Source organism: Lonsdalea iberica, assembly GCF_002111585.1.
Classification (GTDB): domain Bacteria; phylum Pseudomonadota; class Gammaproteobacteria; order Enterobacterales; family Enterobacteriaceae; genus Lonsdalea; species Lonsdalea iberica.
Genome location: NZ_LUTP01000078.1, coordinates 1 through 7,348, shown reverse-complemented (window position 1 = coordinate 7,348; position 7,348 = coordinate 1). Strand labels below are relative to the sequence as shown.

Genomic DNA, 7,348 nt, shown 5'->3' with positions numbered 1-7,348 from the left:
AGCATGGGCCTGTTGCGTCGCGGCCAAGAGAGAAGCGCCCGCGACCAGCGTAGACATGATCAATTTTTTCATCATCTTATGTGCCTAATGAGTTACGTGCTGTGGTCATGGATGCAGCGTTGCATCCGTCGTGTCTGCCGGCTCCGTCATTTGGACATTGGGCCGTGAGGTGATTAAGCAAAACTAATGCCAATCCGTGACAGATGCTCTCGGGCTGATGGCGGGGAGCTTTGTGAGGGAGCACACAAAACTTGCAATGTATTGCACCAATATAATTACGGTGCTCAAAATATTGCCTGCTTTTGGTGCGAAATGATCGCCTTGGCGGGTTTAGCAGAACGCCGCGATCTTAACCAGTGCATCACCAAGGCATTTGTTGTCTTTTTTAGTGCAACTTGTTACTGAATTGCTGAGCCGTGCGGAGGGTGGAGGGCTGGAGGACGAGATTCCGACGGGGTGGTGGAGGACATAACTATCTATAAAATAAATGAGTTATTCGGCCCCCCGCATTGCAGGCGGCCGGGGACGCCTTCAACGAACGTTATGCCGTTGATAGAAGCTTTCCAGCCGCGTCTGAATTTTGCTGAGAATGGTACAGAACAGCAGGTAAATCATTGCGGCTTCAATATACATGATGAGCGGTTCATAGGTGACCGAGACGATGCGCTGAGCGGCAAGAAACATCTCCGGCACGGTGATAACGGCCGCCAGCGAGGTATCTTTGATTAGAGAGATAAAGGTATTCGATAGCGGGGGTAAGGACACAAAGACCGATTGGGGAAAGATGACCCATCGAATAGCCTGAGTGCCTTTCATGCCCAGCGAGTAGGCGGCGTTCCACTGCCCCTGAGGCACGGACAGTATGGCTCCACGTACGATCTCGGAGCTATAAGCTCCTACATTAAGAGTAAAACCGATTAGCGCGGCTGGAAACGCATCCAGAGTGATACCGGCGCTGGGTAGCCCGTAGAAAATCAAAAACAGCTGCACCAACAGCGGCGTGCCGCGAATGACCCAGACGTAAAAATCGGCAATCCATTTCAGCGGACGAGGCCCGTAAAGTCGAATCAAGGCGACGACGATCCCGAGGGTTAGCCCGAGAATGAAGGAGATAATGGCTAAGGGAACGGTGAACTTCAGTCCAGCAGAAAGCAGACTCCAAAAGGAGTCTGCCATAAGTTGTAGCCAGGGTGGCATCTAAAACTCCGATATCTTTGCGGTTACTGGGAAACATCTTCCCCGAAGTATCGCACAGAAATCGTTTTATACGTGCCATCCGCTTTCATCTGGTCCAGCGCGTGGTTGATAGCCTCGACCAGCGGGGTTTGTCCTTTACGCACCAGAATGGCGGAGGGATCGCCGCTTTCAGCGGTGGCGGCGACTTTAACTTTCGCATCCGGCTTCTGTTTTTTGAAGTCGAGGAACGACAGATTGTCGTTCAGCGTCGCGTCGGCGCGGCCGCTCAGCACCAGGTCCAGCGATTGGTTAAATCCGTCGGTAGGGACGATGTCCGCGCCGTACCGCGTCGCCAGCTTCGAGTAATTACTGGTCAGACTTTGTGCGGATTTATGACCTTTGAGATCTTCAAATGTCTTGATCGTGGTGTTGTCGTTACGGACAACCAGCACAGACTTCGCATCGATATAAGGTTTGGAAAAATCGAATTTCACCTGACGTTCAGGCGTGATACCGACCTGATTAACGACGGCGTCATAGCGGCCTGCGCTCAGCCCGGCGATCAATCCGTCCCAACGTCCTTCGACGAACTCGGCTTTCACGCCGATCTTCTCGGCCACTGCACGGCCTATTTCCACATCAAAACCGACCAATTTCCCCGATTTATCGTGATAGGTATAAGGGGCGTAGGTCCCTTCCGTACCGAATTTCATGACCCCGGCAGCCTTAATGGTGCTGAGATCGTCCTGCGCCTGTACCAGAGCACTGGTGACAAGTAACGCGCCAGTCAGTAATGCAACGCTGATTTTTTTCATCGTGGTTCCTACAAAGACGGGGGAGATAACAACCGGCATGCTTATGAGGCCGAGCGGCGAGAATCTACGTGATATCGCCACATATTGCTAATCACATAAGGTGATGGTTTATAGCAACAAGGCATAAATATAGTGGTCCGTGGCGGTTTTTTCCACAATGGGGGAGGCGTTGGCGCTGGCGGGAGAATAAATGAAGAAAAAGGGACGGATAACCCGCCCCTTTGATCTTGGCGTGATGACGATGAGCTGTCCGTTAACCCCAGACGGCGTCAGCGATCTCTTTGACCAACGCGATTTTCGCCCACTGTTGCGCTTCGGTGATTTCGTTGCCTTCTTCCGTTGAGGCAAAACCGCACTGCGTACTGAGGCACAGGCGCTCCAGCGGCATGAATTGGGTGGCTTCTTTGATGCGGTCAATCACCGCTTGCTTGTCTTCCAGTTCGCCGAACTTGGAAGAGATCAGTCCCAGAACAACCTGCTTATCGCCTGATACCTGAGCCAGCGGAGAGAAATCGCCGGCGCGTTCGGTATCGAACTCGAGATAGTAGGCAGAGACATTTTCACGGGCGAACAGCACGCTCGCGACCGGCTGGTAACCGCCGCTGGCGGCCCAAGATGAAGCATAGTTGCCACGACATACGTGTGTCGTCAGTACCAGGTCTTCTGGCGCACCTTCTACGCTTGCGTTATTGACCTTCAAATACAGCTCGGCCAGCGTGTGCACTTTGCTGCCTTCAACCGGTTCTGCGTGATGACCACAGCCGCAGCCCGCGGAGTTCGGTGTATCGGCACCGCCGCCGCCCGCAAATTTCGGATCGACCAGCATGCCCCAGGTGCAGTCATCTAATTGCAGATTGCGACAACCCGCGGCATACAGTTCTTTGATAAAGGTACGGTAGGCGCTAGCGATATCCTGCACCAGCGACTCTTCAGTCGGGTAAAACTCTAATGTCTTGGCTTTGTTATCTGGACGCTGCAGCTCGGCCAAGAACTGCGCCGCGGAAGGCACAGTCAGTCGCGGTGTTATGCCTGGCTCTGCGAATTGAAGCAGAAATTTGAAATGTTCGATGAACGGATGGTTCTCGCCGGAGATCTTACCGGTTAGGCGCGCGGTTTCCGGACGTGTTTCCTTGTCGGCAAATGTGTAGCCCTTGCCGATGAGCGTTTTTTCCACGCCGTTTAGGCCCCACATGAAATCGAGGTGCCACCAGCTACGACGGAATTCGCCGTCGGTAATCACCTGCAAACCGGCGGTTTTCTGTTTTTCGACCAGCTCAATGATGGCCTTGTCTTCAACGGCCCGCAGCTCGTCGACGGAAAGGTTACCCTCGGAAAATTTTGCTCTGGCATCATGCAGATACTGGGGTCGAAGATAGCTCCCTACTACGTCGGCACGGAATGGGGCGCGTTGCGTCCTAATGGTTGTCATGAATATAAAATCCCTTCTTAATTATTTTAGTCGACAGAGATTATCATGGAACTAATCCCCCGATGAGATGAAATTCCCTCAGCATGATTGAGGAAATTTCATCTTGGCCGGCGTGCGGATTTCGCATGAAATTTCCATCGACTACACTGTTTGTATGAACGCTAAGCGGTACGAAAGGGCGAAAATGACGCGAAGATGTGCTGATGTGTTAAGAATTCGATAAGCAGGGTAAAACTAGTTAAGAAAGCACGATTTAAGACATTTCGTTATTCAAGACTGCCGTAGTGTGGACGATAGTGCTGTGTAATCTGCTTATTAAAGGCAGGACCATTTGAGGAAGACTGTGATGAAAAAATTGACGTTGGCCATGGTAATGACGGTATTTACAGCGAGTAGCCTGCTCTCAACCGCCTCTTTTGCCGCGGGTCCAGATCATCAGGACGGTAAGCAATGGCAGCAGGGACCGGGAAGCCAGCAGCATGGCGGTCATGATGGCAATCGTGGCGGTCAAGCAAATCGCGGCGGGCATGGCGAACCGGGTCGGCAGCAGGCGCACGTACAGCGCGGCGGCGCTCGCGACCACTTTGTCTCCAATGGTCACGATTTCAGAAGGGGCAAACCGGCTCCGGCTCGTTACCGCGGCAATGATTATCGTGTCAACGACTGGCGTGCTCGCGGCTTGAGACAGCCGCCGTCAGGCCAGCATTGGGCTTACATCGACGGCAACTACGTGCTGATTGCGGCCGCAACGGGCGTTATCACCTCGATTATTCTCAACAGCGCCCTGCAGCATTAATGTTGACGAGTGCCGGAGCGCGTCTCCGGCACCCCTCACCCGGTATTTTTCCCCGCTCTTAGCAACGCAACTCGTGAGTTCCAAAACGTCGGCGTCGATGATTAGTCGAACCAGTCTGCGAGTTTATCGCGGGTCTGCTGTTTGACCTCTTCGTTGACGTACAAGCTGACGGTGCCCAGAGCCCCGACAAGAACGCCCAGATCGTCTGTGAATCCTACCACCGGCAGCGCATCCGGAATGGCATCCAGGGGCAGAACAAAGTAAGCCAACGCGGCGTAGATGGTGGTCTTGGCCCATACCGGCGTATCAGCCGTTGTGCGGCGTAATAGAGCCATAGCACTTTCTCAATTACCTCGCTCCCGGCCTTTTTGGCGTAGCCGACTATCTTGGTCCAAAAGCGCGTCTCGTTGAAATCGTTTGCCTGAGTAAACTTATTCCCCATCAGTTGTCGCTCCCGGTCAGTGGCCTTGATCATGGCGTTATGTGGCCTCTCATCTTCAACCTGTCGGTCAACGTTTAGCGCCACGCAGATGACGTCATTATGGCAAAGCGCGGGGCAGTCCGGCGGAAAACGGACACAAAAAAGGCGTTGATGATCGCTCATCAACGCCTTGTGAAAACACGGATGCCGAACGTTATTAGTTCATGCCGTATTTTTTCAGTTTCTTACGCAAAGTGCCGCGGTTGATACCCATCATCAGTGCTGCACGGGTCTGGTTGCCGCGAGTATATTGCATCACCATGTCCAACAGTGGTTGCTCTACTTCAGCCAGTACCAGCTCATACAAGTCATTCACATCCTGACCGTTCAGTTGAGCAAAATAGTTCTTCAGTGCCTGTTTAACCGAGTCGCGCAGGGGTTTTTGGGTTACCTGAGCCTGAGAGTTTACGGTGGAAACGGTCAGTACGTCAGAATTCACGCGTTGTTCGAACATAGTTCTGTCAGCTCTTTTTCTGTTTACGCAAGATTTTCAAAATATGCCTCCAACGCCTCCAGCTGTTCGCTGGCATCCTCAATGGCGTTGAATGTGCGCCTAAACTGGTCGTCCGGGGCATGTTCCTGGAGATACCAGGAAACGTGCTTACGAGCGATACGGAATCCCTTGCCTGGACCATAAAAGTCATGCAATTCCCGTATGTGCCCGATCAGCAAGCGCTTAACCTCTGCCATTGGCATCGGTGGCAGCAGCTCCCCTGTGTCCAGATAATGCTGGATTTCCCGAAAGATCCAGGGTCTTCCCTGAGCGGCCCGTCCTATCATCAGGGCATCGGCCCCGGTGTAATCGAGAACCGCTCTGGCTTTATGCGGGTCAGTAATGTCGCCATTCGCAATAATGGGAATGCCGACGGCCTGCTTAACTGTCCGAATGCTGTCGTACTCGGCCTCGCCATTGAACAAGCACGTACGTGTTCGCCCATGAATGGTGAGGGCCTGGATACCACAATCTTCAGCCAATCTGGCAATTTGTACACAGTTGCGGTGCTCTGGAGACCAGCCCGTACGAATTTTCAGCGTCACCGGTACGTCTACCGCTTTCACCACCGCCGTCAGAATCTGTTTCACCAGATCAGGATGCTGCAGTAATGCAGACCCCGCCAACTTGCGGTTCACTTTCTTGGCTGGACATCCCATATTGATGTCGATGATCTGCGCGCCGAACTCAGCATTGATGCTGGCCGCCGCCGCCATCTCCCCTGGATCGCTGCCGGCAATCTGCACGGCTCTGATACCAGGTTCATCGCTATGCACCATGCGCAAGCGGGACTTGTCCGAACGCCATACTTCCGGATTGGAAGAGAGCATTTCAGACACCGTCATTCCAGCGCCCATCATGTGACAGAGTGCTCTGAATGGGCGATCGCTAATACCGGCCATCGGGGCGGCTATCAAACGATTGGGAAGCTGAAATTGTCCAATGTGCATAGACAAAGAGTGACCATACTGTGTCTGCAAGGGCGCGTATATTACGCATTTTTCACGCGATAGGAAAGGCCAAACTTTGAGCAATTACGCGTAACAGATCAATAAAATGGCGTTTCATCAAAGGAAATTTTTATTTTAACGATACATATCATGTGGTTATGTGGGGTCTCGCTCTATGGTCCACGCCGTCGACAAGGGCTTATTAGAAGTGAAAAGACCGTGAAGATACGGCGTCAGGGAGCGATTCATGGGGCAATGACGGCAATTGGTAGTGAAAAATGCATCATATTCAGCGGAAAGAGGAGCAATCTATCGGTCTGGCGACAGCCATAGAGTGCTCCTGATTTGTATCATCGCAGTGGCGGCGGGTTCCTACTCTTGATCGGTTTCGTCTATCACCGCGTCAATTTCCTGGCTGATATGTTCGATGTCAGCGGGGGAAAATTCGATGTCCGGCTGCTCCCCGGTATCGTGCAGAATTTTTTGGGCGATGAGATGCGTAACCGGCAAGATGATAGAAAAGTGGTCGCCGTGCGGCACGCTATAGGCATGAAAAGGCACGCCCGCGTTTTGTGCGTCCTTCTCCATCTGGGGCAGTGAATATTCCCAGTAATTGTCGCTGCCTTCAAAATAGTAGGTCGGCGATTTGAGGTGCGTGATAAAAGTGCGGGGAGATCGCAGGTAAAACTCACGTGGGTTTTCGGTGTTGAAAGAGGGGCCGACGGCGGTGGAGCCGCGACTCAATCTCAATGCTAAATCAGGCACGCCCCCAAGTGAAAACGCTGCGCGGAAACCCTGTTGATATTCGTTTCCCAAAAGCGCCATCGTCCCACCCGTGCTGTGGCCGACGAGATATATGCGGTTGGGATCGACGTATGGAAGTTTAGCCAGATAGTCTCTCGCGGCATGTAAATCGTTAATCTCGCCGTAAAACATCTCGAACTTGCCGGGATTGTCATTTTCCCCGCGCCAGCTTGGCATCATCGTAACGATGCCGGCCTCGGGGAATGCGCGACCGCTTTGATCGTTGTCGGCGTCCTGAGGTTCCCAAAGGAAGCTTCCTATGCCGCCATAGCCGCCGTGGGCCCACACCACAGCCGGATGCCGCTTGCCGTCTTTGGGGTCGGGCGTCAGATAGGCGACTAGTTCGCCCACGGGCGACGGATAATGTACGGTCTTGAATAGCTTCACTGGCGGCGTCTCAGCCT

8 protein-coding genes are annotated in these 7,348 nt (G+C 53.0%); 1 reads left to right on the top strand and 7 read right to left on the bottom strand.

The window, feature by feature from the left end:
• Nucleotides 1-531 precede the first annotated feature (531 nt).
• The 3 genes from AU511_RS16350 to AU511_RS16340 form a co-directional block, all read right to left on the bottom strand.
• The gene (locus AU511_RS16350; protein WP_094102180.1) at nucleotides 532-1,197 is read right to left on the bottom strand and encodes an amino acid ABC transporter permease; all 666 of its coding nucleotides are present in this window, start codon (nucleotides 1,195-1,197) and stop codon (nucleotides 532-534) included.
• A gap of 23 nt (nucleotides 1,198-1,220) precedes the next feature.
• A complete protein-coding gene (locus AU511_RS16345) occupies nucleotides 1,221-1,991 on the bottom strand; it encodes an amino acid ABC transporter substrate-binding protein (RefSeq protein WP_094102179.1) in 771 nt (256 codons plus the stop codon).
• Between the two features lie 253 nt (nucleotides 1,992-2,244).
• Nucleotides 2,245-3,420 (bottom strand): uroporphyrinogen decarboxylase/cobalamine-independent methonine synthase family protein, encoded by a 1,176-nt coding sequence (locus tag AU511_RS16340; RefSeq protein WP_094110313.1) that lies wholly within the window; start codon nucleotides 3,418-3,420, stop codon nucleotides 2,245-2,247.
• A 346-nt stretch (nucleotides 3,421-3,766) separates the two neighbouring features.
• Between AU511_RS16340 and AU511_RS16335 the strand changes: the two genes are divergently transcribed.
• Nucleotides 3,767-4,216, top strand: a complete 450-nt coding sequence (locus AU511_RS16335; RefSeq protein ID WP_094102177.1) for an RcnB family protein — start codon at nucleotides 3,767-3,769, stop codon at nucleotides 4,214-4,216.
• A 101-nt stretch (nucleotides 4,217-4,317) separates the two neighbouring features.
• Here AU511_RS16335 and AU511_RS16330 read toward each other — a convergent pair whose 3' ends face one another.
• The 4 genes from AU511_RS16330 to AU511_RS16315 all read right to left on the bottom strand — a co-directional run.
• Nucleotides 4,318-4,551 carry a YkvA family protein gene (locus AU511_RS16330; protein WP_205756466.1) on the bottom strand — a complete coding sequence of 78 codons (234 nt, stop codon included), beginning with the start codon at nucleotides 4,549-4,551 and terminating at the stop codon, nucleotides 4,318-4,320.
• A gap of 303 nt (nucleotides 4,552-4,854) precedes the next feature.
• On the bottom strand, nucleotides 4,855-5,151 hold the full coding sequence (fis, locus tag AU511_RS16325; protein WP_012883002.1) for a DNA-binding transcriptional regulator Fis: 297 nt from the start codon (nucleotides 5,149-5,151) through the stop codon (nucleotides 4,855-4,857).
• 23 nt (nucleotides 5,152-5,174) lie between these two features.
• The gene (gene dusB, locus AU511_RS16320) at nucleotides 5,175-6,140 is read right to left on the bottom strand and encodes a tRNA dihydrouridine synthase DusB (RefSeq protein WP_094102176.1); all 966 of its coding nucleotides are present in this window, start codon (nucleotides 6,138-6,140) and stop codon (nucleotides 5,175-5,177) included.
• 372 nt (nucleotides 6,141-6,512) lie between these two features.
• Nucleotides 6,513-7,348 (bottom strand): alpha/beta hydrolase family protein (locus tag AU511_RS16315; RefSeq protein ID WP_139829411.1); only part of this gene is annotated, 836 nt, incomplete at its 5' end.

Coding starts and splice junctions, on each gene's coding strand:
- AU511_RS16335 (WP_094102177.1), top strand. CDS start 3,767: ATGAAAAAATTGACGTTGGCCATGGTAATGACGGTATTTACAGCGAGT.
- AU511_RS16350 (WP_094102180.1), bottom strand. CDS start 1,197: ATGCCACCCTGGCTACAACTTATGGCAGACTCCTTTTGGAGTCTGCTT.
- AU511_RS16345 (WP_094102179.1), bottom strand. CDS start 1,991: ATGAAAAAAATCAGCGTTGCATTACTGACTGGCGCGTTACTTGTCACC.
- AU511_RS16330 (WP_205756466.1), bottom strand. CDS start 4,551: ATGGCTCTATTACGCCGCACAACGGCTGATACGCCGGTATGGGCCAAG.
- fis (WP_012883002.1), bottom strand. CDS start 5,151: ATGTTCGAACAACGCGTGAATTCTGACGTACTGACCGTTTCCACCGTA.
- AU511_RS16340 (WP_094110313.1), bottom strand. CDS start 3,420: ATGACAACCATTAGGACGCAACGCGCCCCATTCCGTGCCGACGTAGTA.
- dusB (WP_094102176.1), bottom strand. CDS start 6,140: ATGCACATTGGACAATTTCAGCTTCCCAATCGTTTGATAGCCGCCCCG.